The organism is Ruegeria denitrificans (assembly GCF_001458295.1).
Lineage (GTDB): Bacteria > Pseudomonadota > Alphaproteobacteria > Rhodobacterales > Rhodobacteraceae > Ruegeria > Ruegeria denitrificans.
In genome coordinates this window covers 200,673-223,952 of record NZ_CYUD01000007.1, presented here as the reverse complement: position 1 = coordinate 223,952, position 23,280 = coordinate 200,673, and the positions used below count along the sequence as shown (strand labels likewise).

Here is a 23,280-nt window from a genome sequence, read left to right as displayed (position 1 = left end):
GGCCGGAGACCAGAAACTGGTCTCCGACAAGAGGTGCTGCCGGTTGGTTCCGGCAGTCAGGGAGGATCAATCGAGGTAAGACGCGTTGTTGGCGTTCTCCACCGCAGCTTTGAAACTTGCCAAAAGCTCGGCCGCTTTCTCATCCAGGTTTTCCTGAACATGCGATTCAAAAGCAGGCTGCGTTGCAGCCGCCATGGAACTGCGTTGCTCGTCAGTCAGGGCCGTCACTTCAATCTGATCCATGAGGCCCGCAAGACCTCTATCTGAGGATTCGATGATCCGTGACAGACCGCGGCTTGCAGTTACGCAGTTTTCAGCGGCCGTACGGATCGTGGCCTGCTCGGCCTCGGACAGGCCCTCAAAGAATGCGCGGTTGATCATGAAGGTGTAGGGCGAAAACAGATGGTTGGTCAGCGTCAGATACTGCTGAACTTCGGCAAAATTGGCGAAGGAGATGATCGGGACTGGATTCATCTGGCCGTCAATCACGCCGGTTTGAAGGCCGGAATACACCTCGCCCCACGAGAGGGGATAGGCTTCTGCACCCAAGGCTTGCACGATCTTTTGATGTGAAGGCAAAGTCATCGTGCGGATGCGAATGCCATCAAAGTCCTTCAGGTCCGCAATAGGTCTCTGAGAGTTGGTGACCGCAAAGAATCCGCCCGTATCAGGGAAGCCCAGCACCACAACATCACCCATTTCTGCTTCGATATCTGCGGCCAGGGCTTCGCCAAACTCGCCGTCAAAGACTTCGTAGGTCGAGGCGTTGCCATTAAATGCAAATGGCAGATTCAGCACATCAATCCGTGGGTAGTAGCTTGCCAAGGCACCAGTCGATGTCAGGGTCGCCTGAATGATGCCGTCCCGCACCTGCTGCACATGCTCGGCGGCCGAGCCCAATTGGTTCGATCCGAATACTTCAACCGTGACGCTGCCGTTGGTGCCGGAATTCACAAGGTTGGAGAACACGGCCGTACAGGCGTGCGCCGGATTTTCAAACGGATCGGTTTTGTTATCATGCCCAAACTTGATGACGCCACCTTCGGCCAGCGCACTGGATGCAAGCATAGTCGCGGTAAGCGCCGCTCCTGTCAGAATTTTCTTCATTGTACTTCTCCTGTTGGTTTGGTTTTCGTGGGGAATTTACTGAGCAAAGCCCAACATCCGGGGCAGCCAAAGGGCGGCGTCCTCCCAAAATGCAAAGGCAAATAGGATAGCGACTTCGGCGATCAGAAACGGAAACAGCTTGATTGAGATCCGTTCTAGCTTTTCGCCGGTCACGGAAGACAGAACAAACAGGCAAGCGCCCACCGGCGGGGTCATCAACGATATGTTTAGAGCCAGAACAAAGATGATCCCGGCGTGAATGGGTTCCAGCCCAACCTGCTGTGTGAGTGGAACCAACACCGGCGCAAGGATGATCAGAATGGCGGTGATATCCATCACCATACCAACAATAAGCAGCAATCCGATTATGATCGCGATTACGGCATACCGGTTATCTGAAAGACCAAGAACGGTTTCCGCGATAAGTTGCGGAATGCGTTCAAAACTCATCCACCAGCCGAGAATACCGGCGAAGGCAATAATCACAAAGATAACACCAGTGATGCGCGCCGTACGGACAAGCATCGCGTAGAAACCTTTGAATGTCAGCGATCGATAGACAAAAATCCCGATGAACATCGCGTAGGCCACAGCAATCGACGCAGCTTCTGTCGGGGTGACAATCCCACCCAGAATGCCCCCCAGGATTATCACAGGCATCGCCAACGCAGTCAGTGAGGAAACAAATGTACCCCAGACCTCGCGAGGGGTCGCACCGCGCAATGCTTTTGGAAGGTTTTCTCGCTTACCGCCGATTGCTATGACCGCCATGCAAACGATACAAATCACTAGGCCTGGCAGAACGCCTGCGGCGAACAGGCCTGCAATGGAAACACCCATTAGCGACCCATAGACAACCATTAGCCCCGAAGGCGGAATGGTCGGGCCGATGATGGATCCCGCTGCCGTCACCGCACAGGCATAATCACGTTTGTAGCCTTCTTTTACCATTGCAGGCACAAGTGTCCGACCAAAGGCCGCCGCGTCCGCAGTCGCCGAGCCTGTTAGTCCAGCGAAGAAAACCGAAGCCAGCATGTTGGTATGGGCCAACCCACCACGGAACCGTCCAACCAGAACCTGAGCCAGTTTCACAAGGCGGCTGGTGATCCCGATGTCATTCATTATCTCACCGGCCAGGATGAAGAACGGCATGGCAAGAAAAGGAAAGATATTGAGCCCGTTGAATATCTTGCTGGGACCAATCGCAAGGAACTGAGTTCCGCCCATGTCAATCAGACCAACGACGCCGGCAAGGCCAATGGCAAACCCAATCGGCATCCCGAACAGGATAAGGGCGACAAAAACGATTGCGACGATCACAGCGTTTCCTCCGCCTCAGTGGCAAAGGGTGGTTCGTCAATATGCGACCCCAGATCCCGAAACAGGACCAGCACCAGCTGTACAGATGACAGTGCTGCCGCGACGGGAATGGCTGCGTAGAACGGAGCAAGGCTGGCACCAAAGATCATCGCGTGGCGGGGAGCTCCGCTTTCGGCGAAGCTGATCCCAAAGAACGCGACGTATAAGAACAAAGCCAGCGCCAAGACGTCCATCGCAATCAGCAGAGTACGGCGCAAACCGACGGGAAGTATCATGATGAACGCAGTCAATCCGATGTGGTCCCTGCGCGCGATTCCGGAAGAAACGGCAAGCAATGCGGCCCAGATCATCAGGTAGCGGGCCAGCACCTCGGGCCAAGGAAGTTGCCAGTGAAAATAGTAGCGGTCGGCGACGCCAAGCCAGACATCCAGCACCAAGGACAACATCAACGCGGCAACGATACCCTCGACGACTGAGTTTATCCTTGCGCTTGCGGTGGCAAACCAGTCTGACATTCGCACTCCTCCCCAGGATCCGAATCTGTAACTTGGTTACACTTTGCGCGATCAGGGCCGAGCTTTCAATGAAAAAGTGTAATTTAGTTTCTTATTTGTGGCTGAAACTGAGGATTTTCCGCAAATATCGGCGAATTCCTTGCTCGATCGCGGCGTTCCGTGTAACTAAGTTTCATCAGCGACCAAGAGAAAATCACGCACATGCCGAACCAACCGCGCCCTGTCTCAGATGAAAACGCGCCCCCGCATAAGGGCCGCATTGGCGCTGTGGATCTAATCCCGGCACTGCATAATTCGCAGACCAAACTGGCGGTTCAGGAGCAGAAAGTCGCTGACTACGTAAAGGACCACCTCAACGAAATCAGCTCGATGACCATCGGGGATCTCGCGGAACGTTGTTCGGTCAGTAAGCCAACAGTTGTGCGGTTCTGCCGTAGCCTCGGCTGTGAAGGCTTTCGGGACTTCAAGCTCCGCCTGGCCCAGAACGTCGCCGTAAGCGCTCAGTACTTATACAGAAATGCCGGTGATGAAAGCTCTGACGCGAATTCAGCGATTGACCAGGTCCTGGGGGCATTGTTCGCAACCCTGGATGTCATGCGCGGTCAAATCGATACCGAGAGGCTTGAAAAAGCAAGGGATGCCTGCCTAGACCGGCGGCAAATCCTTTTCGCTGGAATAGGAGGAGGGTCTTCTCTTGTCGCTCAGGAAGCATCCAATCGCTTTTTCAGGCTCGGAATTCCATCATTCTTTGTGAATGACAGCTACGTCCTGCAAATGCGCGCGGCGGCGCTTAGACCCGAAGATGTTCTTTTTCTCGTTTCAGCTAGTGGTGAAGCTGACGCAATCGTCAGTGCCGCGGAAGTCGCCAATGGTTATGGCGCAACCACCATCAGTATTACAAAACCCAATACCCGACTGGCGGACATATCTAAAATTGCCCTTCTCACGGAATTGCCAGAAGACAGTGACATCTACAAACCGACCGCATCGCGATATGCGCACCTAGCGATTGTCGACGCATTGGCTATGACGGTGGCGCAGGAGATGACTGACGAAACGAAGGAGAATCTTCGTCGAATTCGTGCGTCCTTGACGGCTTACCATGGAAGAACTGGGCCACAGCCTTTGGGCGACTAACTTAGGGACGAACAGATCAGTTTGATTAAGCGTCGCTGATCGGTATTTGCTGGTAATAGCCCGGCAGTCTTAGGCAATTGTGAGCCATTGAATTGGAGCGGTTTGCGAGTTTGGAAGCGTGGTGCGCGTCGTAGGCCTAGATATATCTAGCTGCATTGGCAACGATGTGCTTACGACTATCTTTCACTGTAATACGCATAAGCGACGGGTCACGGCCCCAATTCGACTCCCCAATAACGGGTCATTTGTTTCGCGACTCGGCTTGGCGGGTTTTCTAATTGACGCCGTCGAGCGGAAGGAAACCGTCGGTCATGTTTTTGGTGTTTCTCGGCAGAATGATTGAGGGTGCCAAAACGCGACTTGCCGGGTTGCCTTGTCACGTCCAATCTGGGGTCAACTCGGCGGAGTGCAAACTAGGGTGGTAGAGGGCACCTAGATCGGATTGATTGGAAAACGATCTCCCCTGCACCCCAGGGGAAATAGGCGACCCCCACACTCCCTAGGTTCACGCAAAGCCTTACGGCTGATGGTTCGTCAATTCGAGTGTATCGGAGAGATCGTGCTGAGAAACGCTTTCAAAAACGATAGATGTCTCTATTCGACTGATCTCTTCTCGTGACGAAAACCGTTCAACAACCAACCGATGCAGGTGTGAGGTGTTTTTTGTTACAACTTCCACGACCGCATCAAATCGGCCGCTGATCATCCAGCCTGCACGTACCTCAGGGATCTTCAGAATTTCCTTCAGAATTCGATCAAGGTCACTCTTTTTGTGTTCAGACATTTGAATGAACAATAACGCTTTCAATGAGAGGCCCAATCGTTCCAGCCGAATGTCAGTATATGCCCCCACTACCAAACCGCTGTCATGGAGACGCTTTAGCCGCTCGTGGACGCTTGAGGCCGCCAAGCCAACATCATGTGAAAGCTCTTTGTTGGTCTTCCGTGCATCATTCGACAAAAGCGCCAAAATTCGTCGATCCGTTCGGTCAATGTCCACTTTCGCTCACCTCTTCCGAAATAGCTTCGATATATTTGCCTACTAATGAATGATATACGATTTAGATAGAGTTTTACAGAATAAAACTCCCACATATATCAAGAACGACGAAACAACATAGGAAGAGGTGGCAACGATGGAACTGCCAGCATTTTTTCTTTTTGCCTTCCTGGCATCAGTGACGCCAGGCCCATCCAATGTACTGTTGACAACGATTGGCGCTCAGATGGGCGTTCTGCGCGGGCTTCCTGCATTGGTTGGAACCGCAATGGGAACGGGACTGATCCTCTTTACAGCGGGATTTGGTCTTGGCGCATCTGTTCTTGGAAACGAAGTCGTGCTTTCCACACTGCGCGTTGTCGGAATGGGAGCCATACTTTGGCTGGCTTGGGTCATTGCTAGCGCCCCGATTTCAAGAGACGAAGCACTGAGTACCCGTGAGCTCAAAATTGGTTTCCTGCCCGCCTTGTTACTTCAGTGGGTCAATCCGAAAGCATGGATCGTATCGGTCTCTATCGTTGGTGCATTCATGATCTCGGAAGGGTCTGCCTTTCAACAAGCTGCAACGCTTAGTGTGGTTTTCACCATTGCCGCAGTTGTGGGCTGTCTTCCTTGGCTTGTGGGCGGAGCGGCATTGCAGAGACTTTTGCAAAACCCAACACTAGCCCGTCTGATCAATCTGGCTCTTGGCCTTGGCCTCGCCGTGTCAATGATCGCGCTGATTTAAGAAGGAAGGACGTACAAATGTTTGACACCAAGATTGCCATCATTGTCCGTGATGACCTTGCCACTTGGCAAAAACTAAACGTAACGGCCTTTTTGATGAGCGGCATTACCGGCGCCAACCCCGATCTTATTGGCGATTTCTATAAAGACTCTGACGGCAACTCTCATCTGCCGATGTCCGTTCAGCCAGTAATCGTGTTGTCAGGCGCTGCCAATGTTCTGACCAACATTCGCAATCGCGCCCGCAATCGGGGCGTCGAAACCGTGGCTTACATCGAAGAAATGTTTGCCACTGGCCATGACGAGGCTAACCGGGCCGTTTTTTCTGAACATGGCCCCGACGAACCCAACACCGTGGGCATAGCCCTACGCGCTAACAACAAGGTCGTGGACAAGATCACCAAAGGGGCGAAGATGCATGGATAAATGCAGGCTTTGTGACGTTCGGCTTCCTGCGTCAATTAATGAATTGAAACAGATAAGCTACTTTAGCTTGGCTTCAACTTCACTTGAGAAACCAGAATGAGGAGGTGACACCCTCTTGGAGAGCGATATGACATTCAGAATCGAGCCATTGGTTCCGGAGCTTTGGTGCACTGACTTTGAGAAATCGATGGCGTTTTATACGGAAACCATCGGCTTTGAGGTGGCCCAACAACGCGGACAAGATCCTCACGCCTATCTATCGTTGAATCAGGCTCAGATTATGATCGCGCATTGGACCATCGACGGAAGCTGGGAGCCCTGGTTTCCCAAGTCGATGGAGCGGCCCTTCGGACGTGGGATCAATTTTCAGTTCATGGTCGACAACGTTCAGGACCTGTATGACAGAGTACGCGCAAAGGGGATTAAGCCGTTCGTCGAAATTCATGATGCAGAAGATTGGAAGACCGATTGCATGGATACAAGGCGGCAGTTCATAGTTCTTGACCCCGACGGATACCTTTTGAGGTTTGCGCAGAGTGTTAGTACGCGCGCAGTCACAGATAGTGATCATAAACAACTAAATCAGAAATATGGGACGAGTTTCCTTTGAAGCGGCCTCAGGTTGATCGCCGTCGCGAAGCTGACATTTGTGACCGTATGAACCATAAGCAGCTCACAAGGGAATAGAACACATCAAGATCAAAGAGATAAGCGTTTTTCAGAAGACATTACCGCATGTTCGGGGCAAGCTTGCTGTTGGTGATCGTACGGCAGAGCGCACGGTAACTTGCGATACAGGCGCTGGCGTCAGTGGTGGATGTGGCGAACGGCGGCTTATGTGAGGTTCAACAGGTGGGGCGTGCCGCATTAGGATCGGGCGTTTCTGAACTCACATTGCACGTCTATGCGATAGCAGCGGATGTCGCCTTTTTACTATAGAAGCCTCGGCCCCGACCCTTCTTCCGCCAGATGGTCGTTTTCATTGTAGAGCGGGCAAGTTTTGACACTTAGACAGCCACACCCGATGCACTTACCCATTTTGTCTCTCAGAGCGGTAAGCAGATTGATCCGGCGTGTCAGATCATCAAACCAAACCTCGGAGATACGGGCCCAGTCATCAGTGTCTGGCGCTGCACCCGGAGGCAAGCTGGAAAGTGCTTCCGCGATTTCGGCAAGAGACACCCCGGCACTCTGGGCCACCTTGATCACCGAAACACGGCGCAGAATTTCACGGCGGTAAACCCGATGATTGGCTGCATTCCGTTCGGAGGCAATCAGCCCTTTGCGTTCGTAGAAATGCAAAGTTGAGACCGGCAGGCCGCTGCGGCGAGCAACGTCTCCGACCGAAAGAAATTTCTCTGCCATTGATTTTCCCCTCTTGACCTCAACCAATGTTGAGGTCGTAGCAGGGAAGCTGTCAACACGTTGGAGATAAAGATGGCCGCACCGGGTAGCGACAATAGTGCCGACAGTTTTGTTCCATGGCGAGAGTTCCTGACGAGCGCTTATGCGCCGTCTCTTGCACTGGTTTGCCTCGCCGTTTGGCTGCACGCCGCTGATGGGCTCATCGTGGCAACCATGCTTCCCTCTATTGTCTCCGACGTTGGCGGGGCTGCGTTGGTCGGATGGTCTGTGTCGCTTTATGAGATTACTTCGGTTGTGGCCGGGGCAGCGAGCGCGCTCTTGACGATGCGACATGGGCTGCGGCGTCCGATGAGTCTTGCGGCAGCCCTGTTTGGGATTGGATGCCTACTCAGTGCTTTAAGCCCTACGATGGCCCTGTTCCTTGCCGGACGCGCCATGCAGGGGCTGGGCGGCGGCGGGCTTGTCGCCATGGCCTTCGTGGCGGTGGGTTCGATTTTCCCAACACGATACACGGCACGCGCAATAGCCATGGTTTCAACTTTCTGGGGTCTTTCCGCGTTTCTTGGCCCGTTGATCGGAGGCTTCTTTGTCGAGTATGCAACATGGCGCTGGGGGTTCGGTTTCTTCGCGCTTCAGGCTTTCGGATTGTCCGTCTGGATTGCTCTGCGACCGGATCAGGCAGCATCTAAAACGACGGATTCCGGCAAGTTTCCCCTTAGGCGACTGGCGTTGCTGTGTCTGGCGGTCCTGTTGGTGTCGTCGGGCGGGGTTGAGGTCAAGCCAATACAAACCTCGCTTCTGGTAGCGATGGGTCTGTCATGTCTGGTCATTTTCCTGCGCCTTGATGGCCGCGCCGGGACAGACAGGTTGCTGCCGAACCACCCGTTCGGGCTGGGCACGACGACGGGGGCCGCGCTTCTGATGATATTGTCACTATCCATCGCTACTGTCGCCCTGACAGCCTTCGGCCCGCTTCTGGTGATCGCCATACATGGTGTATCCGCCTTGACCGCGGGCTATATCATTGCCTGCTCTTCCATCGGTTGGTCGATTGCGGCGGTGCTTGTGAGTGGCTCACCGGAGCGATTTGATCGTCTGATGATCGCTGCCGGGATCACCCTGGTGGTACTGAGCATTGCAGGCTTTCTTTACGCTGTTCCCAACGGGCCTGTCTGGCTGATCGCGGTATTCGCTGCGATGGATGGAGCCGGGTTTGGCGTGGCCTGGACCTTCATTCTTCGCCGCACCACATCGCTTGCCGAACCGGGTGAAGTGCAACGAATCTCAGGTGCGATGCCCACAGTCCAGAGATTGGGATACGCGTTGGGAGCCGCCTACATTGGGATTGTCGCAAATGCCTCAGGTTTCGTTACCATGAGCACGACTCAGGCAGCATCAGACGTTGCCAGATGGGTTTTCCTCGCCTGCTTGCCGTTTGGGCTTATTGCACTCATGGCGATGTTCACTCTGGTGCGGAAGCAACCTGCTTCGCGGGAGGTGTCGGCATGAACGTCGTTCGCAATTGGCGGCATTCCTTCAACGAGTGTTTTGTTGCGCATCTCGCTCGCTGATCGAATAGATCACGCTACGCTCGGAATGATGAAAATGCGGCAAAATTTTTTGTTGCCAGCGCACGCAGTGAGAATTCCAAATTTACGGGTTCGGCTCTGCTGGCATTCTCTGCAACACACATAAGTGACTGGTCGCAGCCCAAACCGGACATTCACAATAAGGCTTTGCAGTTTCTGGGATGCGCAACAAACTCGCCATTTCAATTTGAAAATACAAGGTTCATTTGGCAAATTGTTCTCGTAGCTGACATCCAATTACCAGAAACCCGAATGACCCTCGGCAACTTCTTCTTCGATTTCGGCAAATGGTCCGCGGGTCTCTACTTTTCGTTGACCTGCTGCAAATACGGTTTCACAAGGTAGATTCAGCGTCAGGTTCTCTTCGTTGTCACCGGTGAGTACAGCTAATCGCTTTTCAGTCATCCCGTAGACGACAGTTCCAATTCCTGCCCAATAGCAAGCTCCCGCGCACATGCAACAGGGCTCTACGGATGTGTATAGCGTACATTTTTCCAAGTATTCAGGTTGGTACTTTCGGCTCGCTGCTCGGGCAACATTCAATTCCGCATGCCCAACGCCTTTTTCATACGAGTACGAGTTTCCTGCCCGAAGCAATATGTCACCTTGGGGGCCGACGAGAATGGCCCCGAAGGGATGGTTGCCGGAATCTCGGCACTCTTGGGCTATCTTTATGGTTTCACGCAGATATTTCAGATCATCGCACATTTGTTTTTCCTATAATGCCCGTAAAGCCTGCCAAACATAGTTCGCCCTTTGACTGGCATGTTTCCTCCGAAGCTACGCTGTTCCTCAAACCGGGCTGACCGCACCATCGGTGTTTTCAGACAGAAAGGCGGCTCGGCGTTCAAACAATCCCGGAAGAACTTCGTGAACTTCATTGATCATGTCGGACAGATCAGCGGTCACAAGCCGCCCCTCTTTCACGATCTGATTTCCGTCCACCATTGTCATGACCACATCCGAGCCCCGCGCTGAATGCACGAGATTGTAATGGAGGTTGAAGAACTCACCATCGCCGATCAGGGGCGTCATCCGTGGCGTATCAGTCCGTACGGCAATAATGTCAGCCTTCTTGCCAGCCTCCAACGAACCGATTTCGTTCTCCAGACCGATGCTTCTGGCGCCATCGATTGTGCCCATACGCAGAACTTCCCACGCGTCCAGCGCACTGGCGTTCAAGTTGTTCAGCTTTCCAAGAAGCGATGTGCACTTCATGTCGTCGAACATATCGAGATTGTTGTTCTCCTTTTCGCCATCTGTGCCGATCCCGACAGCGACACCTGCCCTGAGCAGCTTTTCCACCGGTGCAATGCCACTTGCCAGCTTCATGTTGCTGACCGGGTTATGGGCGACGCCGACACCATTTTCGGCAATGATCTCGATTTCCGTATCGTCCAGCCAGACACAATGCGCGAGCAGAGTGTTGCGGGGTTCGAAAAACCCAAGATCCCTGAGAACATGAACCGAGCGCTTGCCATAACGGCGGTCCATTTCCCGCAGTTCTATTTCGGCTTCGTTGCTGTGGGTATGGAAGCCCGTGTCATATTTCAGCGCCAGATCAATGAAGTCCCGATGCTTTTCTGGCGACGCATAGAATAAATGTTCCAGGCCCACCCAGACATTGATCCGACCATTCGACTTGCGATGCCAGTCTTTCAGAAGCTGTTCGTTGGATTCGAGCGTTTCGAAATAATCATAGTCCGGGTGTTCGCCGACATACGGCACAAGCACTGAACGAGTGCCGATTGTATCGGCGGCCTTTGCGCTGCCATGCATATAGCGCCACATGTCAACGATTGTCGTCGAGCCAGCGAGGGCTGATTCCGCATAGCAAAGCCAAGATGCCGTTTCCGCCTCACGCGCGTTGAGGACCCGGTGCATCGGGTCGATATACATGCGCAGCCAATCCCAGACGGGCAATCCTTCGGCCGTTCCTCGCAGGATGCCCGAATGGCAATGCGCATTGACCAGGCCTGGCATTAGCAAACTGTCCCTGAACTCCTGAATTTCTGCGCGTGGATGTTCGCGCGCCAACTGGTCCCGCAGCGCAACGGAGACAATTTCATTTCCGCGCACCAAAACTGCGCCGTCGCTCAAAACGGTGTTTTGCGCATCCATGGTCAGCACGTACGGGGCGCACAGCAAGATTTCGCCAGGCATCTCTCTATCCTTATGAATTTTGTTCAGGCTAGAAGGAAGGAGCGTTCCAATCTATGATAATAAACCGGACGGTTTGGACTAATAATTAGGACGCTAAAATGCCACTGCTCACTCAAGCCGCGCACGTTCTTGAAATTGTTGCCAGCTCAGGCTCGATCCGGAAGGCTTCGGAGAGAGTAAACCTGGCACCTTCAGCGATCAATCGACATGTTCTGAACCTTGAACGAGAGTTGGGAACCCCATTGTTCCTGCGCCATGCAAAAGGGATGAATTTGACCGAAGCCGGAAAGTTGGTCGTCGACTACATCCGGGAGTTTCAAGTTCAGGATCAGGCTCTGCGAAGCGAAATCGAAGTTCTGAAAGGGCGCGTCGGCCATGTGCGTTTGGGGATAATGGAGTGCTTTGCCGAAGGTTTTTTGGCGACGGTGTATGACGAGATCAGACAAAAACATGGGTCTGTCGCCATTGACGTTGTAGTGGCTGGAACGTCTCAACTGGTTCAGCAGATGCTTGCAGGCGAGCTTGATCTGGTTGTTGCATTCAACATGCCCGGAGATCTCGGGTTTCGGTGCCATTATGAAGCAAGGTTGGATATTGGGGCCGTTATGAAACCCACTCAGGAGCTGCGCGCTAAAGGTTTGATTGGGAAAGAGGAATTGCAAGGGCAGCAGCTTGTGCTTCCGGATCACTCTCTGTCACTGAATGCAACCGTAAAGTCCATGATCCAGCGCATGGGCTTGAACTCACAGGCCATAGCAAAATCCAACTCGGTCAGCGCGATAAAGCAGCTTGTCATTCAGGGTGCAGGCGTCAGTTTTTTGACATGGGCGGACGTGCGCGACGAAGTGGCCAGAGGTGACTTGCTGTTCTGTCAGATCGAAGGCCAAAACATTTATGAACTGCTGACACTCAGTGGCCGCAACCCCGCACAGATGTCAGAGACAACTCAGGCTCTGGCACGGATATTGGTGCGAACCTTGGAGGAAATAGAAGCAGGCGCGCAAACCTCGGATGCGTGACAAATCGTACCCTGTGTGGCGCCTCTCGCCGCCGTAGGGAACACATCTCAAAAGCAGTTTCGAATTCACCATTGAAGGCGGGCGTACTCGTAAGAGCGTTCTGATTTTGCGCACAAACAGGGCGAATGTATGCGCTTGAATGCATCGCTAAGTGGGCACTAATTTCCTAAACAAATCCAAATCAGCACGAAGCCGGAGCAGGTCTTTGAGCGGCGTCGCGAGTTGCGATCTCGCCCATGCCGCCTGCAAGTCGCCAGGCACGGCGCATCCGGAGGACGTACAAGGAGGAAATTCGATGAAAAACGAGCTCAAAAATAAACTTCTGGCTGGCGGAATGTGTGTCGCAGCGTCATTCCTGCTGGGTGCAATACCCGGCATAGCCGAAGAAAAACTGAAAGTCGGGTTTGTTTATCCCAGCCCGATTGGCGACAACGGCTGGTCCTATCGTCACGAAGTCGGGCGACAGGATGTCATTGCTCATTTCGGAGACAAAATCGAAACCACTTTTGTTGAAAGTGTACCTGAAGGTCCCGACGCCACTCGTGTCATCACTCAACTTGCCTTGACCGGGCACGAGCTGATCTTCACCGCGTCATTCGGGTTCATGGAACCTACATTGCAAGTTGCCGAGAAATTTCCCGACGTTAAGTTTGAAAACAACACAGGTTTCAAAACGGCGCCCAATGTCAGCGTGTACAATGCCCGTTTCCATGAAGGCCGCGTCGTATTTGGAACAATCGCCGGGGCGATGACTGAAACAAATACCATCGGTTACATCGCATCCTTCCCAATCCCCGAAGTCATCATGGGAATAAACGCCTTCACCCTGGCGGCACAAAAAGTGAATCCGGATGTCGAAGTGAAGGTGGTCTGGGTCAACACCTGGTATAACCCCGCACTGGAAGCGGACGCCGCACAAGTGTTGCTGGACCAGGGTGCAGACATCATAACGCAGCACACAAACAGCCCAGCACCATGCCAGCGGGCCGAGGAGGCAGGTGTTTTCTGCTTTGGTCAGGACGCCGACATGTCGCAATTCGCTGAAACAGCGCATCTTACCGGTATCGTGAACAATTGGGGGCCGTATTACATAAGCCGAGTTCAGGATGTCCTAGATGGCTCGTGGGAAACCAATCACACTTGGGATGGCATAAGTGGGGGACTGGTTATGATGGCACCCTATAACGACGCGCTGCCAGATGACATACGAACTGCCGCAGCCAATGTCGAGAAAGCGCTGAAAGATGGAACACTGAACCCGTTTTCTGGCCCCATCACCAACGCAAATGGTGAGACGGTTATCGATGAAGGCGAAGCGCTGACCGACAAGCAGGTTCATGAGATGAACTGGTTTGTGCAAGGTGTCGACGGCGAGTTGCCATCCTAAACAAAGCCATGATCTTGCGTAAAATAAGCGCGTTGATGAAGTTCTCCTGAAGCAAGCTTCTCCCCGCTTCAAAAAAGGAGAGTTTCGTAACCGCTAGGTGAGCGCGTCCAATCCGGCGCGCTCACTTTTTTAGCTTTGTCGTTGATGAAGGCTACGGACTTGTCAAACCTTGAGCTGAACGCGAACGCCAGCAGGGCGATTAGAACGGACAATGGCTTCAATGCCAAAAAGCTCTACATTACGAACTTAGCGTTGTCGTCCAATACTTTCCACTCCTGTGACTGGTGGCAGCCCAACCCGGACATTCGTTACAAGACTTTGCAATGTTGGCTTTCAGGACTCTTGGCCTCGATGTGCCTTATTGCTGTCATCTGGGGCTGACTCTCGTCTTAGGTCATGGGTGTAGTCTCGGGTAACGTCAGCCATCACCAAACGGTAGCTCTTATAGAAGCAGGACCGGCCAAGCGCTTGCGCGCGACGATGCGCAGGAAGATTTCGCCATTTGGTTACAGCGTCTTCGTCCTCGAACTAGCCGATGGCGACAAATCTGCCGGGTTTGGCTGAGCTTTCAAAACGTTCGATTGAAATGAAGCCTTCAATACCATTCAGATGTTCGCGCAAATCCGTCGACGTTTGCATGTAGTCGTCCATTTCATGCGCTTCAACGTCGAACTCAAATACCATGACAATCATGCGGTTATCCATCTAGTTTGATTTTTCGGGTGATAACTATCAGTAAAACGGCTCTATTGTTTCGATGCGGGTCTAAGCGTTGATGCTGCTGAACTCGTTGTCATTTTTGACAAGATGGACGCCAACTCATGTCGCGTGCGCCTTCCAGCTGTCAGCCGGAGCTTGCTCTCGATCAAACATGCCATAATCCCGGATCACGCTGGCGATCCGCAGGCGGTAGTTATCAAAGACCCCGGGGCGTCCTTTCGCTTGCGCGCCTCGGTGTGCGAGGATTGCGCCGACACCTTTCATGTCAGCGTCCCCGTAGGACTCGAAACTTGGTGGGAAATTGCTGCCGCCTGAAGCGGTTGCCGCGTATCCAGGTTCGGCTAAAATTACTAGGTACAGAGCGCAGAGTGTCGCCACACATACGGAATAGAAATCCTTTCGAGTCAGCGGTCTTTTCATTTCGTCCCCCAATACCATTGAATTTTTTCTCTCAGTCCGTTCGGTTGTGATGAAATACCCAATCAAGCGGCGGTCTTAGCCAAACGGCGGCCGATTGCCCAAATCGCGATGACCGCGAGGAAAATCCCAAGAAATTCTGCGAGCAGCTTTTCATTGCCGATTGCATGCCCAGCCTCTCCGACCGCACCAATCGGATAGGTGAACATGATCGCGAAAGCCCCCACCAGAAACCCGATATTCACCCAGAGAAAGGCCAGCGCGACGAAAGAACATACTGCAATGACGAGTTCGTAAGCGATCAATCCGGGAAACAACAAACCAATGTAAAAACCTACTATCGCGCCGCCAGCACCAAAGATCATTCTGCCTATTCCCGCTTGCCATGTCTGTTCACCAGAGGGACTGATGATGTTCAGAGACGCTTGGGCCATGATTGTTGGGTCCGAAGATAAAATTCGGCCACCAACGCCGAATCCGATCATCATGGTTGCAGATAGAATTCCGGCATAGGGAAGGACGATACCAAAAGGCGTGCGCTCTTCGACCGGCCAATCACGATCCCAACTGTAGCCGTCGACCCATCGGCCCTGCAATATCCAGAAAATCAGAATTCCAAGGCATCCAACCAAATGCCCTTCGATTGTGTTGTACAAGCCGAGGTTTGCTGAAAACAGTGGAGACAGAACGTACCAAAACACCAAAACATAGCCGACGAGATAACAGAATGTCCCGAACCGCAAAGTCAGTACTGCGACGAACGAGATCACGCCAACGATCAATACCCGGGCAACCTCGCTTGAAAGAGAAGCGTGCCCAATAAAGGAGAGAATGCATCCTGCAACCAAGTAAACCAATATCGCAGCGATGCCGCTGGGGACGTGCCTGTGCTGCGTCAGAAGGAGTGGAAGCCAGGCCAAGAGAGCGCTCAGACCCGCCGTCATCCACGCGGCATCCCGAAACTGTGCCAGATTCATGACAACGAACGACACGACTGCGAACCAGAGGCCAAGTTTGAGATCAACTTTGGACCAGTCAAAGCGCATCATGAGCAGCCACCGGATCGACCCGCTATGATGCAAATCATGTGTAAGCTCAGCCAAGGCCGTTCAACCATTTGCGCCTCCGGCATGTGAGTAGGCCCTGACGCGGCTAATAAACCCGACTACGGCAAACACGGCAGCGACATACAAAGCGCCTGTGCCGATTTGCACGACCCGATCCAAAACCTTGTCGGTGGCTATTACACCCTCTTTGGGAAGTGTTCCGCTCAGCAGGAGTACAAAGCCAAAGCATGCGCTCGACCATGCTGCCGCCATCGGAGAGTGTCCGAAGGTCTGTTGTGCGAACACGTAAATGACCAGGAACACCAAAGCGGACATCATTGGCAGCGAAGGGACCATGACAAGGATTTCGTAGACAACGATTGTCGCCAGTCCGGCCAGCACAAGATTGGCAATAAAGTAAGTGAGGAACGAATCTCTGACGCCAGAAATAGTCAGGGAAAGCGCAAAAATCGTTGAATAGATCAGGACCAGAATGTCCGTCAGGCCAAAGACCAAAAAAACTGCCAGCAAAGTGGCTAGGATTAGTCCGAGCGTTACCGAGATTTGCGTTACATCCAGTTCTGATTCCGAATGTGGATGCGCCAATGGAACATCCGCTGGCGGACGAATGATCGCGAACGCAAATGTCGAGATCAGCCACGCAATGAAGAACGAGGTCATCGCACCAATCGTTGCGACCAATGCGAGCTCGGGCCAGATCAACACCAGGACCGGTATTACTGTGCAGCCAACCAGAAGGCCCACAAAGATGATCAAGTGTTCGCCAGTTGTCAGCACAAAGCGAAACAGCAGGATGAATAGGAAGCCATAGGTGAGTACCATGACTGCCGGAAAGCCCGACAGGAGAAGTGCTGTCAGAAACCCACCGGCGAGTGATGCCATGGCAATTAAGATTGTTCGCAAACCAAACCAAAAAGGCATCGCCTTGGCATCTTGAAGCAAGGCGACAGCACCGGCAGATGCCAATAACGCGACTGGCCATTGGTAAATCTGCGAAAGCGTAAAAACGACAGTGACGCCCAAAGCCAGCCGAAACGCTCTTCGATTGCGGGATTCAAATGATGGAGGCGCTGCGGACATGCTGATCGAGCCGTTTCAATAAAGATACGACAGGTAACTTACGAACCTGATCCAACCCTTGGCCAAGGTATTCCAAATCGGATTGTCACCCGTGTAAACCACCACTGTCGCTTGAGAATTGTAACGGAGACCGGGCTGATCAAGACTGTCTGCCGGTGTGTAGTTCGTAGTTTCTATAATCACGGAAAAACGTTGAGGATCCCGTAACCACCCCTTTGGTTTTGATGCGGTTGGAAGATCGCCAAGATCAACTGTCTTACCTGACGAGACACCCCATGCGGTACTTTTGACCTTGCCTTCAAAGACCTGTCCCGGAAACGCATCAAAGGCGATTTCGGCTTTGTTGCCGGGTGCAAGCCGCGTCAGGTTGTTCTCGGTCATGAAGGCTTCGACCCACTGATCCTCGATTGAGATCAGGGTCATCAAGGGCGCACCAGCATTTGCAAATGCCCCCTCGTCAATCTTCAACCCACCCACAATAACGTCCGCGGGGGCGACAAGATCAGTCTTCTCAAGGTCAAGGCGCGCATCAGCTAATTTAGCGACCGCCAATCGGAGGCGTGGATTGTCGTCACCTGCCGAGCCAAGTTGCTCTCGTGCGCGTTCCAACTCAGATTCGGCTGCGGCGACAGCGGCTTCTGCGGTCGAAACTGCTGCACGCGCTTCGTCGCCGCGCGCTGGAGCGTAAATTCCTTTTTCTTCCAGCGTGAAGATGCGGGCAGATTGCGCTCGGGTTTCTTCCAGAAGCGCCTGAGCTTTTGCCAATGCCGCGGTTGCTGTGGCAACGGAAGCAGTCGAGGCACCAACGGTCTGTCCGGCGGCCTCCAGCTCTGCTTCAGCTGCTTCAATTGCATTTTCAAAGCGCGTTTTTTCTAGGGATGCCAGCGTCGTGCCAGTTGGAACGAGCGTGTTCTTTTTAATCGGAATGTCAGCGATGTAACCCGATACTTCGGGAACAACCGCAATAGTGTAACCCTGTACGGAAGCATTGTTAGTTGTCGGGGTAATCCTGTCGCTAAAAATATACCATACAATAATCAGCAGTATGATTACCGCGACGATTGGAACTGCCCATCCTGGTCGCTGAAGCTCGTGGTCAGAGTCCGCCATATCACCTCCCTCATCGTTAGCAAGCTCATCGAGGCTGGCATTTTTTTCCTTTGGCAGAACCAGTTCTGATAGATCGCCTCCTTACGGAATTGGTTCAAAGGCATTTCGACGAGCGACTTGCTGCAAAACATTTAGGCATCTGAATATCTAGAATACATGATAGTTTTGGTCATCAAGCTTCGATTTTTGACGAAAATCATCAGGTCGACGGAACTCTCTTGCGGTTCCATGTCATAGTAACGAGGTGGAAAATGAGCCTTGCACTTTCCGAGGGTCGAACATGAATGGCCCCGCGCAGCCCTTGATCCGGTTGTCTACAGCAAGACCGATCTTGAGCACGCTGGATGCTGTCTATGCCGACACCGATGAGCTGCTAACACGCTTGGGCATTTCAAGATCCTCGTTCGATGATCCAGACGCGTATATCCACGCAATTGTCATGTACCAGCTGTTCGAAGAGGCGGCTGAGGCCACAAATGATATTCATCTGCTGGGGAAACTTGGCGCGAAAATGGCGGTTTCAAACTGGCCACCGTTGGTCGACGCTGCCATAGATGCGAAAACGCTCGGCTCCTTTCTGACGGCAGTCGTTATCGCTGCGACTGAGCATTCAAGCTCAACTGAGCACCACTTGGACATACATGGCAAGTCAGCGCTTATGTCCGGGAAGCGGTATTTTGAAACACCTTTCGTTCCTGCTCAGATAGACGCGTTTTTTGCCTGCTTGTTTTCAGAGATTGTCGCAAGGAGTGTCGGGAGTAAGTGGTCCGCTGCCAATACGATGATAACCGTAAGCGACCCCAATGCATTACCGGATGACTTCAAAGGTTCCAAACCTATCAAAGGGGACAGGTTTGGGCATCGCGTAGCGTTTCCCGCTGAGTGGTTGAACTTGGAGTTTTCGAAGAAAGGGTACTTCCAAGTCCCCGCAGATGACAGTGGTGAACGGCAACCTCCTCGGTCACTTACCGAGAGTGTCAGCGAAGCCCTTAGACCGCACGTGGATGCGGGCTTTCTAAGCAACAAAAAAGCGGCTGAAATCTTTGGCCTATCCGAGCAGCAGCTTGCCCGGAAGCTTAGGAAAGAGGGCACGACTCTTGGAAAACTGCTCGCGGATCTGAAGCGTAATCGCGCGGAAGAATTGTTGAAGGAAGGCGATCACAGTGTGACGCAAGTGGCGGAAATGCTCGGCTACTCTGACGCAACAAGCTTCGCGCACGCATTCAAGGGGTGGACTGGAGTACCACCGAGCAAAGTCAAAAAGGATATCTGATCTAACTTTTCAAATTCAAAGACTAAGACAAAGCCAATCCTAACAAAACTGACAGAAATTCACTTGCTTGGACGGGGACACAATACACCATGGAAATGCTTGATCCGATAGAAATTGACAGCTTTGGCGCCGTTACAATCGGTATACTGGTCTATTTTCTTGGCGCACGGTTGACCCGTCGTTACGCAGTCTTGTCCAAGTACAGCATTCCGGAGCCAGTCAGCGGAGGCCTTCTGGCGGCCATTCTGGCTTTGCTTGTGGTTTTAGCCACTGGCCGTGCAATCAGCTACGAACTAAGCGCGAGAGACTTTTTGTTGGTCTATTTTTTCACGACAGTTGGTTTAAACGCCCGTTTCGCTGACCTGATTAAGGGTGGACCACTTCTTGTGCTCATGCTTGGGCTCACGATTGCCTTTATGCTCGTGCAGAACGTGGTGGGCATGATTGGTGCGCTTTTGTTCGGCATGCCGTCTCAAGCAGGCGTGCTGTTGGGAACCGCATCTTTGATTGGAGGCCACGGCACAGCCATTGCCTGGGGCCCAACTATAGAAAGTAGCTATCAAGTCGTCGGCGCTTCCGAACTGGGAATAGCCACGGCGACCGTTGGGCTGATCCTGGCCAGCGTTCTGGGTGGACCCATTGCCCGTTTTCTCATTCAAAAGAACGACCTCAAGAGTGTCGATGACGCAGAAGAAGAAGTTGCGACAGTTGCGGAGCCAACTACCGACCAACCATCGACAGTTACTCATGTAGACCTGATGAATTGTGTTCTGTGGATTCACATCGCTATCGCGATTGGGTATTCCGCATTTGAAGCACTAGAGGCAGCAGGAGTTAAACTGCCCCTGTTCGTGCCGTGCCTCTTAAGCGGCATCGTACTGTCGAACTTATTGCCGCCCTTGTTTTCTAAGCTCAAATGGCCCGCGGGCACTCCTGCGATGAACGTGATTTCCGAATTCAGCCTGTCAGTGTTTCTGGCAATGTCGCTGATGAGCATGGAGTTGTGGACCCTGGCCAGTAGTGCGGGAGTTTTAATCACCACCATGCTTTTGCAATCCGTCGCCGCCGTCGCATTTATTATTTTCATCGTGTTCCGCCTGATGGGAAAAAACTACTTCGCAGCGGTCATATCAGCGGGGTTCGCCGGTTTCTCTTTGGGTGCAACGCCAACCGCCATTGCGAATATGACAGCAGTTACCCAGCGCTACGGACCATCACCAGTTGCGTTCATAGTTTTGCCGTTGGTCTCTGCGTTTTTTGTGGATCTGGCCAACGCGTTTATCATTCAGTGGTTTCTTGGATTTGGCTGAAACACTGTGTTTCGGGTCAAAGTTGCAGAATTGCCTCGGCAGACCTAGTTCGGCTTAGCCCGCGTCGTCGAACCGGCAAAGTCCAGTTGTGAATGTCCGCTTAGGGCTGGAAGCGGCCATCCGAAAACCTTCCCCGGCAATACGGCGATGGCGCGAAATAAGCAAAGAATGAGACCCGAAGATATGGAGCCTTGAACTAAGAAAGTTGAAGGTTAATGCGCCCAAAGTTTTGGGCCAAAAATGCAATTCTTTGGGCGAAATGCAAAGCTATGGGCGCACCTACAAAAACCCTGTAGGGGCGCTCATAACGCTGCATCCCCGCCATTGATTTTACTCACAAAAATTGAAGACATTCGCCCAAAATATTGCGCGCCATTTGCGCATAAGTTTGCACGATTTGCCCATAACAATGCGCTGTTCGAGAAACGCGTTCAATTGATGGTAGTCACCGCACATCTTCTTCAACTAAAACCGGGCGCCTCTCAATCAAAAGTGCATTCTGATTGGAAATATTCAACCCTGATCATAGGGAAGCAGTTCATTCGTAGGCTTGTGTTAGATCCCGGCTTCAAGAAAGGATATTGCCGTAACCGCGAGGTGAGCGCGTCCAAATCGGCGCGCTCACTCTATTTTGTATTGCCTGTCACTACGGAGGCTAGAGCGATGTATTACTCTGCGGCAACCGCTTTCTCTTCCAGTGCCGGGTAATCGGTGTACCCTTTTTCATTGCCGCCGTAGAGGGTAGTTGGATCGAGCTCATTCAGAGCGGCGCCTTTCTCCAACCGGTTGACAAGATCAGGGTTGGAAATAAACGGCCGGCCAAAGGCCACCAGATCGACGGCTCCGGTTTCAACCGCTTCAACCGCCATTTCCCGGTCATAAGCGTTGTTGCCCATTTTGGCACCGTCAAACAATTCATAGAGCGCCTTCAGATCGCCACCTTCCGGAATATCGCGCGGGCCGCCGGTCTGTCCCTCCACGAGATGGAGATAGGCCAGCCCATAGCCATTCAGCAATTTGACCGCATGGGTGAATGTCGCCTGCGGGTCACTGTCGGAGATGTTGTTGGCGTCCGAGAAGGGGCTGAGGCGGACACCAACGCGGTCGGCGCCCCAGACATCGACAACCACGTCCATAACCTCTTTCAGGAACCGTGCTCTATTCTCGACAGGACCGCCGTATTCGTCTTCACGCCTGTTGGATTCGTCCCGCAGGAATTGATCGATAAGGTATCCGTTGGCTGCGTGGACCTCGACACCGTCGAAACCGGCCTCTTTGGCGTTTTCCGCGGCCCTCCGGTAGTCCGCAACGATGCCAGCAATTTCTTCGATGGCCAGAGCCCGCGGTTCAGATGTTTCAACAAACTGCTCACCATCAAACGTCTTGGCCTTAGCTCCAATTGCGGATGGTGCAACAGGGGCGCCACCATCCTGCTGCAAGCTGTAATGCGAAATCCGGCCTACATGCCAAAGCTGGATTACAATCTTCCCGTCCTTGGCATGGACGGCCTCAGTCACTTTTTTCCAGCCGTCGATCTGCGCTTCGGAATAAATGCCGGGCGTCCAGGCATAGCCCTTGCCTTGGGGCGAGATTTGCGAAGCCTCCGTGATGATCAGACCTGCACCCGCCCGCTGGGCGTAGTACTTAGCCTGCAATTCTTGGACACTGTCATCCTCGGCTCTTGCCCGATTGCGGGTCAATGGCGCCATGACAACGCGGTTTTTCAGCTCGATTGCACCAGCTTTGATGCCGGAGAACAGTTTTTCATCAGCCATTGCTGCTTCCTTCTTTGGTAAACTTCGTTCAGATATTATTGGATCAATCAGTCCAATATTAGGGTCACTGTCTCATTATTGAGTTTGTTTTAGGTTTCATTTCTTTAAGGCGGCGGGAGGCCTTATGGCGAAATCACCAACCGGGCTTGTTTCAGGGTTTGCGATATCTGCTCAGCGGGAACGCCCGCCTTGCGCAAGGCTAGTGTTCCGATTGCAAGGGACGCAAAGGCGCGTGCCTTGTTGAGGGCCTGTCCCGGATCCGAAGGCTCAAGCGCTCTCGCAATAATCTCGTCAATATTCTCCAAATGCTGCCGCCCGAGAGCCGCCACTTCATCATCATGAGGAGCAAGTTCCGTCAGGCAGTTGATAAGCATGCAGCCATCACGACCGCCTTGCGGGTTCGCCAAAGCTTCCATTATCGCACCAACAGGGTCATCTCCGCCTGCATCAGCAACGTCACGCAGCTCTTTCAAACCACGCCTTGAATAGTGGCTGAGGGCTTTGTGAAACAAAGCCTGCTTGTTGCCGAACGCACCATAGAAGCTAGACCGACTCAAACCCATGGCCTTGGTCAGATCGTCCAGGGACGCGGTCTCGTAGCCCTTGTGCCAGAATACGCACAAGGCTTTTTCCAATGCCTCAGCTTCGTCAAAGGCACGAGGTCTACCTGGACCTGCGGATGATTTGATGTCGCCATTTGGGAGAGTTTTTTTGCTCATGCGCATGATTTGGAATGATTGGTCCAGAAATTCAAGGTGGCGGTAGGAAGTTTTT

The 23,280-nt window shown here is 52.8% G+C and carries 23 protein-coding genes; 9 read left to right on the top strand and 14 right to left on the bottom strand.

Translation table 11 applies throughout. From position 1 onward, the window contains the following. Positions 1 to 66: 66 nt before the first annotated feature. Genes RUE5091_RS12640 through RUE5091_RS12630 form a run of 3 tightly spaced genes read right to left on the bottom strand, consistent with a single transcriptional unit; the run spans position 67 to position 2,942 of the window. Complete coding sequence (locus RUE5091_RS12640; RefSeq protein ID WP_058282277.1) at positions 67 to 1,107, bottom strand: TRAP transporter substrate-binding protein; 1,041 nt, start codon at positions 1,105 to 1,107, stop codon at positions 67 to 69. 36 nt (positions 1,108 to 1,143) lie between these two features. Beyond that, positions 1,144 to 2,427, bottom strand: a complete 1,284-nt coding sequence (locus RUE5091_RS12635) for a TRAP transporter large permease (protein WP_058282276.1) — start codon at positions 2,425 to 2,427, stop codon at positions 1,144 to 1,146. Then, the gene (locus RUE5091_RS12630) at positions 2,424 to 2,942 is read right to left on the bottom strand and encodes a TRAP transporter small permease (RefSeq protein ID WP_058282275.1); all 519 of its coding nucleotides are present in this window, start codon (positions 2,940 to 2,942) and stop codon (positions 2,424 to 2,426) included. Before RUE5091_RS12630 ends, RUE5091_RS12635 begins: the two co-directional genes overlap by 4 nt. 201 nt (positions 2,943 to 3,143) lie before the next feature. On the opposite strand from RUE5091_RS12630, the gene RUE5091_RS12625 reads away from it, so the two are divergent. Continuing rightward, on the top strand, positions 3,144 to 4,079 hold the full coding sequence (locus RUE5091_RS12625; protein ID WP_058282274.1) for a MurR/RpiR family transcriptional regulator: 936 nt from the start codon (positions 3,144 to 3,146) through the stop codon (positions 4,077 to 4,079). A gap of 517 nt (positions 4,080 to 4,596) precedes the next feature. Here RUE5091_RS12625 and RUE5091_RS12620 read toward each other — a convergent pair. Further along, positions 4,597 to 5,079: an Lrp/AsnC family transcriptional regulator gene (locus tag RUE5091_RS12620; RefSeq protein ID WP_058282273.1), complete on the bottom strand. Its 483-nt coding sequence runs from the start codon at positions 5,077 to 5,079 to the stop codon at positions 4,597 to 4,599. A gap of 136 nt (positions 5,080 to 5,215) precedes the next feature. On the opposite strand from RUE5091_RS12620, the gene RUE5091_RS12615 reads away from it, so the two are divergent. From RUE5091_RS12615 to RUE5091_RS12605, 3 genes are all read left to right on the top strand, one after another. Next, complete coding sequence (locus tag RUE5091_RS12615) at positions 5,216 to 5,806, top strand: LysE family translocator (RefSeq protein WP_058282272.1); 591 nt, start codon at positions 5,216 to 5,218, stop codon at positions 5,804 to 5,806. A 17-nt stretch (positions 5,807 to 5,823) separates the two neighbouring features. Continuing rightward, positions 5,824 to 6,231: a DUF2000 family protein gene (locus tag RUE5091_RS12610; RefSeq protein ID WP_058282271.1), complete on the top strand. Its 408-nt coding sequence runs from the start codon at positions 5,824 to 5,826 to the stop codon at positions 6,229 to 6,231. Between the two features lie 127 nt (positions 6,232 to 6,358). Continuing rightward, entirely contained in the window at positions 6,359 to 6,841 is a 483-nt protein-coding gene (locus RUE5091_RS12605; protein WP_058282328.1) for a bleomycin resistance protein, read from the top strand. A gap of 323 nt (positions 6,842 to 7,164) precedes the next feature. Here the strand turns inward: RUE5091_RS12605 and soxR are convergent, their stop codons facing one another. Beyond that, positions 7,165 to 7,596, bottom strand: coding sequence for a redox-sensitive transcriptional activator SoxR (gene soxR, locus RUE5091_RS12600; protein ID WP_058282270.1), 432 nt, complete (start codon positions 7,594 to 7,596; stop codon positions 7,165 to 7,167). A 72-nt stretch (positions 7,597 to 7,668) separates the two neighbouring features. On the opposite strand from soxR, the gene RUE5091_RS12595 reads away from it, so the two are divergent. Further along, positions 7,669 to 9,105, top strand: a complete 1,437-nt coding sequence (locus tag RUE5091_RS12595; protein WP_082643652.1) for an MFS transporter — start codon at positions 7,669 to 7,671, stop codon at positions 9,103 to 9,105. Positions 9,106 to 9,422: 317 nt separating this feature from the next. On the opposite strand, the gene RUE5091_RS12590 is transcribed toward RUE5091_RS12595, so the two are convergent. Together RUE5091_RS12590 and RUE5091_RS12585 are read right to left on the bottom strand one after the other, a co-directional pair. Beyond that, positions 9,423 to 9,893, bottom strand: coding sequence for a nucleoside deaminase (locus tag RUE5091_RS12590; protein ID WP_058282268.1), 471 nt, complete (start codon positions 9,891 to 9,893; stop codon positions 9,423 to 9,425). Positions 9,894 to 9,977: 84 nt separating this feature from the next. Beyond that, on the bottom strand, positions 9,978 to 11,348 hold the full coding sequence (locus RUE5091_RS12585) for an amidohydrolase family protein (protein WP_058282267.1): 1,371 nt from the start codon (positions 11,346 to 11,348) through the stop codon (positions 9,978 to 9,980). 98 nt (positions 11,349 to 11,446) lie between these two features. Here RUE5091_RS12585 and RUE5091_RS12580 point away from each other — a divergent pair, with 98 nt between their 5' ends. Next, positions 11,447 to 12,367 carry a LysR family transcriptional regulator gene (locus RUE5091_RS12580; RefSeq protein ID WP_058282266.1) on the top strand — a complete coding sequence of 307 codons (921 nt, stop codon included), beginning with the start codon at positions 11,447 to 11,449 and terminating at the stop codon, positions 12,365 to 12,367. A 295-nt stretch (positions 12,368 to 12,662) separates the two neighbouring features. Then, on the top strand, positions 12,663 to 13,754 hold the full coding sequence (locus tag RUE5091_RS12575) for a BMP family ABC transporter substrate-binding protein (protein WP_058282265.1): 1,092 nt from the start codon (positions 12,663 to 12,665) through the stop codon (positions 13,752 to 13,754). Between the two features lie 528 nt (positions 13,755 to 14,282). Here RUE5091_RS12575 and RUE5091_RS23435 read toward each other — a convergent pair. The 5 genes from RUE5091_RS23435 to RUE5091_RS12550 form a co-directional block, all read right to left on the bottom strand. Beyond that, positions 14,283 to 14,447: an antibiotic biosynthesis monooxygenase family protein gene (locus tag RUE5091_RS23435; RefSeq protein ID WP_207383735.1), complete on the bottom strand. Its 165-nt coding sequence runs from the start codon at positions 14,445 to 14,447 to the stop codon at positions 14,283 to 14,285. A 126-nt stretch (positions 14,448 to 14,573) separates the two neighbouring features. Next, entirely contained in the window at positions 14,574 to 14,894 is a 321-nt protein-coding gene (locus RUE5091_RS23590; RefSeq protein ID WP_243470775.1) for a hypothetical protein, read from the bottom strand. Positions 14,895 to 14,956: 62 nt separating this feature from the next. Further along, positions 14,957 to 15,835 (bottom strand): FUSC family protein, encoded by an 879-nt coding sequence (locus tag RUE5091_RS12560; protein WP_131726311.1) that lies wholly within the window; start codon positions 15,833 to 15,835, stop codon positions 14,957 to 14,959. A 165-nt stretch (positions 15,836 to 16,000) separates the two neighbouring features. Continuing rightward, complete coding sequence (locus RUE5091_RS12555; RefSeq protein WP_243470774.1) at positions 16,001 to 16,840, bottom strand: hypothetical protein; 840 nt, start codon at positions 16,838 to 16,840, stop codon at positions 16,001 to 16,003. A gap of 213 nt (positions 16,841 to 17,053) precedes the next feature. Next, positions 17,054 to 18,148: an HlyD family secretion protein gene (locus RUE5091_RS12550; RefSeq protein WP_058282261.1), complete on the bottom strand. Its 1,095-nt coding sequence runs from the start codon at positions 18,146 to 18,148 to the stop codon at positions 17,054 to 17,056. Between the two features lie 331 nt (positions 18,149 to 18,479). Between RUE5091_RS12550 and RUE5091_RS12545 the strand changes: the two genes are divergently transcribed. Then, a complete protein-coding gene (locus tag RUE5091_RS12545) occupies positions 18,480 to 19,421 on the top strand; it encodes an AraC family transcriptional regulator (RefSeq protein ID WP_165590779.1) in 942 nt (313 codons plus the stop codon). Positions 19,422 to 19,510: 89 nt separating this feature from the next. Continuing rightward, entirely contained in the window at positions 19,511 to 20,731 is a 1,221-nt protein-coding gene (gltS, locus tag RUE5091_RS12540; RefSeq protein WP_112297175.1) for a sodium/glutamate symporter, read from the top strand. Positions 20,732 to 21,399: 668 nt separating this feature from the next. Here gltS and RUE5091_RS12535 read toward each other — a convergent pair. Continuing rightward, a complete protein-coding gene (locus tag RUE5091_RS12535; RefSeq protein WP_058282259.1) occupies positions 21,400 to 22,506 on the bottom strand; it encodes an alkene reductase in 1,107 nt (368 codons plus the stop codon). Between the two features lie 122 nt (positions 22,507 to 22,628). After that, complete coding sequence (locus RUE5091_RS12530) at positions 22,629 to 23,225, bottom strand: TetR/AcrR family transcriptional regulator (protein ID WP_058282258.1); 597 nt, start codon at positions 23,223 to 23,225, stop codon at positions 22,629 to 22,631. Positions 23,226 to 23,280 lie beyond the last annotated feature (55 nt).

What these genes read in the sequence shown, in the direction of transcription:
- RUE5091_RS12640 (WP_058282277.1), bottom strand. Translation starts at nt 1,107, where the DNA reads ATGAAGAAAATTCTGACAGGAGCGGCGCTTACCGCGACTATGCTTGCA.
- RUE5091_RS12630 (WP_058282275.1), bottom strand. Translation starts at nt 2,942, where the DNA reads ATGTCAGACTGGTTTGCCACCGCAAGCGCAAGGATAAACTCAGTCGTC.
- RUE5091_RS12625 (WP_058282274.1), top strand. Translation starts at nt 3,144, where the DNA reads ATGCCGAACCAACCGCGCCCTGTCTCAGATGAAAACGCGCCCCCGCAT.
- RUE5091_RS12615 (WP_058282272.1), top strand. Translation starts at nt 5,216, where the DNA reads ATGGAACTGCCAGCATTTTTTCTTTTTGCCTTCCTGGCATCAGTGACG.
- RUE5091_RS12610 (WP_058282271.1), top strand. Translation starts at nt 5,824, where the DNA reads ATGTTTGACACCAAGATTGCCATCATTGTCCGTGATGACCTTGCCACT.
- RUE5091_RS12605 (WP_058282328.1), top strand. Translation starts at nt 6,359, where the DNA reads ATGACATTCAGAATCGAGCCATTGGTTCCGGAGCTTTGGTGCACTGAC.
- soxR (WP_058282270.1), bottom strand. Translation starts at nt 7,596, where the DNA reads ATGGCAGAGAAATTTCTTTCGGTCGGAGACGTTGCTCGCCGCAGCGGC.
- RUE5091_RS12595 (WP_082643652.1), top strand. Translation starts at nt 7,669, where the DNA reads ATGGCCGCACCGGGTAGCGACAATAGTGCCGACAGTTTTGTTCCATGG.
- RUE5091_RS12590 (WP_058282268.1), bottom strand. Translation starts at nt 9,893, where the DNA reads ATGTGCGATGATCTGAAATATCTGCGTGAAACCATAAAGATAGCCCAA.
- RUE5091_RS12585 (WP_058282267.1), bottom strand. Translation starts at nt 11,348, where the DNA reads ATGCCTGGCGAAATCTTGCTGTGCGCCCCGTACGTGCTGACCATGGAT.
- RUE5091_RS12580 (WP_058282266.1), top strand. Translation starts at nt 11,447, where the DNA reads ATGCCACTGCTCACTCAAGCCGCGCACGTTCTTGAAATTGTTGCCAGC.
- RUE5091_RS12575 (WP_058282265.1), top strand. Translation starts at nt 12,663, where the DNA reads ATGAAAAACGAGCTCAAAAATAAACTTCTGGCTGGCGGAATGTGTGTC.
- RUE5091_RS23435 (WP_207383735.1), bottom strand. Translation starts at nt 14,447, where the DNA reads ATGATTGTCATGGTATTTGAGTTCGACGTTGAAGCGCATGAAATGGAC.
- RUE5091_RS23590 (WP_243470775.1), bottom strand. Translation starts at nt 14,894, where the DNA reads ATGAAAAGACCGCTGACTCGAAAGGATTTCTATTCCGTATGTGTGGCG.
- RUE5091_RS12560 (WP_131726311.1), bottom strand. Translation starts at nt 15,835, where the DNA reads ATGACGGCGGGTCTGAGCGCTCTCTTGGCCTGGCTTCCACTCCTTCTG.
- RUE5091_RS12555 (WP_243470774.1), bottom strand. Translation starts at nt 16,840, where the DNA reads ATGGCATCACTCGCCGGTGGGTTTCTGACAGCACTTCTCCTGTCGGGC.
- RUE5091_RS12550 (WP_058282261.1), bottom strand. Translation starts at nt 18,148, where the DNA reads ATGGCGGACTCTGACCACGAGCTTCAGCGACCAGGATGGGCAGTTCCA.
- gltS (WP_112297175.1), top strand. Translation starts at nt 19,511, where the DNA reads ATGGAAATGCTTGATCCGATAGAAATTGACAGCTTTGGCGCCGTTACA.
- RUE5091_RS12535 (WP_058282259.1), bottom strand. Translation starts at nt 22,506, where the DNA reads ATGGCTGATGAAAAACTGTTCTCCGGCATCAAAGCTGGTGCAATCGAG.
- RUE5091_RS12530 (WP_058282258.1), bottom strand. Translation starts at nt 23,225, where the DNA reads ATGAGCAAAAAAACTCTCCCAAATGGCGACATCAAATCATCCGCAGGT.